Raw genomic sequence first — 1616 nt, 5'->3', positions numbered from 1 at the left:
TTGTACAACGAGGTTTGAGAACGCCCACAGGACCGTTCTTCGCGAGGTTCTTTATCGATATCATCCTTGGTTTGGCTGCCGAGTTTGCGTTCATGGGGCCGTCGACAAGGCTGGCGATGTCGCCTTCCGCTGCACGCTGGATGGATCGCAAGCAGATCGTTGGCTGGAGGTTCCAGCATGGATGTTCGACCGGACGGCATGCCCTGAGGCGGAGCTTTTGGCAGCTCGGCCATTTGTCAGCATAACCGCACTTGCAGCGCTTTCTGCGCTTCTCGATCTGGTGTTGATGGATCGAACGTCATCAGCTGCTCTGCTTTCTAGCGCATCCAGAGCCTCTCACGACCAGAATCGGGGAGAGACCCATGTCACGGCAGACGGCAATGCCAGGGAGCGGATACCGACACAATCGACAACCGCGGCCGCAGCAGCAGATGGATCTGTTCGGGAGCGGCCTTTCGAACGGCGCCATCGGCGCACCAGCATGGCTGGAGCTGCCGGCGGAAGCTCGGGCGGCCCTCACAAGCCTGATGACGCAGTTGATCGTCGACCATGCTGCGATGACAGCAACGCCACCCGCGAAGGAGGTCGGTCATGATCTCTGACAAGGTCAGGCCTCATCATCTGGAGCGCAAGGCGATTCTTTACGTGCGTCAATCCTCGGCACATCAGGTGTTGCACAATCGCGAGAGCAGCGCGTTGCAATACGCCATGCGGGACCGGCTGACGGCGCTCGGTTGGTCTGAGATCGAAGTGATCGATGATGATCTCGGTCGTTCAGCCGCCGGCGGGGTCCAACGCGCTGGTTTTGAGCGGATGGTAGCGGAGGTTTGCCTCGGTAAGGTTGGTGCAGTTTGCGCCCGCGAGGTCTCGCGGTTCGCTCGCAACAGCCGGGATTGGCAGCAACTCATCGAGATGTGCCGCGTGGTCGACACCGTTCTGGTCGATCAGGAGACTATCTATGCGCCAAGGCACGGCAACGACCGCCTGCTGCTCGGGCTCAAGGGTAGCCTCAACGAGTACGAGCTGGATCTGTTGCGCCAGCGCTCGCTCTCGGCCCGCTACGAGAAGGCGCGCCGGGGCGAGTTGATTGTGGCGGCGCCCGTCGGCTTCGTGAAGGCCGGCGACCGCTATGAGAAAGATCCGGATCGGCGCGTCCAGGAAGCGATCCAGTTGGTGTTCGACAAGGTCGAGGAACTGGGCAGTGCCCGACAGGCGCTCTGCTGGCTCCACGAGTACAATCTCGATCTGCCGGTGAAACAGTCCAACGGCGACACAGCCTGGCGGCGACCGAGTTACTCCGCCATCCACCGGATCATTGAGAACCCGGTCTACGGCGGCGCCTATGCCTATGGTAAGACGGCTGTGGCGGCGGGATACACCGCCGAGGGCGTGAGCGTGAAGATCCGCCGCAAGACGCGGAACGAATGGTTGACGTTGAAGCCTAATACCCACGACGGGTATGTGAGCTGGGAGAGGTTCGAGGCGATCCGCGCGATGGTCAGCAGCAACGTTCCCACTGGTCGGCATCACGGCGCGCCCAAGCATGGAGACGCGCTGCTGGCCGGTCTGATCCGGTGCAAGCGCTGCGGCCGCAAGCTCACACTCCGGTACTCAGG

General features: G+C 61.7%; 3 protein-coding genes. All 3 read left to right on the top strand.

Annotated features, from left to right (window positions below):
- A partial coding sequence (locus tag IVB27_RS38010; RefSeq protein ID WP_247349116.1) for a hypothetical protein occupies nt 1-245 on the top strand: 245 nt, incomplete at its 5' end.
- A 186-nt stretch (nt 246-431) separates the two neighbouring features.
- Nucleotides 432-602 carry a hypothetical protein gene (locus IVB27_RS38005; protein ID WP_247349117.1) on the top strand — a complete coding sequence of 57 codons (171 nt, stop codon included), beginning with the start codon at nt 432-434 and terminating at the stop codon, nt 600-602.
- Nucleotides 592-1616 (top strand): recombinase family protein (locus IVB27_RS38000; RefSeq protein ID WP_247447722.1); only part of this gene is annotated, 1025 nt, incomplete at its 3' end. The genes IVB27_RS38005 and IVB27_RS38000, both read left to right, overlap by 11 nt.

Origin of the sequence: Bradyrhizobium sp. 197 (genome assembly GCF_023073375.1) — a bacterium.
Lineage (GTDB): Bacteria > Pseudomonadota > Alphaproteobacteria > Rhizobiales > Xanthobacteraceae > Bradyrhizobium.
The sequence above is the reverse complement of the archived record's forward strand: the minus strand, read 5'-3'. Positions and strand labels throughout refer to the sequence as shown.

What these genes read in the sequence shown, in the direction of transcription:
- IVB27_RS38005 (WP_247349117.1), top strand. Translation starts at nt 432, where the DNA reads ATGGATCTGTTCGGGAGCGGCCTTTCGAACGGCGCCATCGGCGCACCA.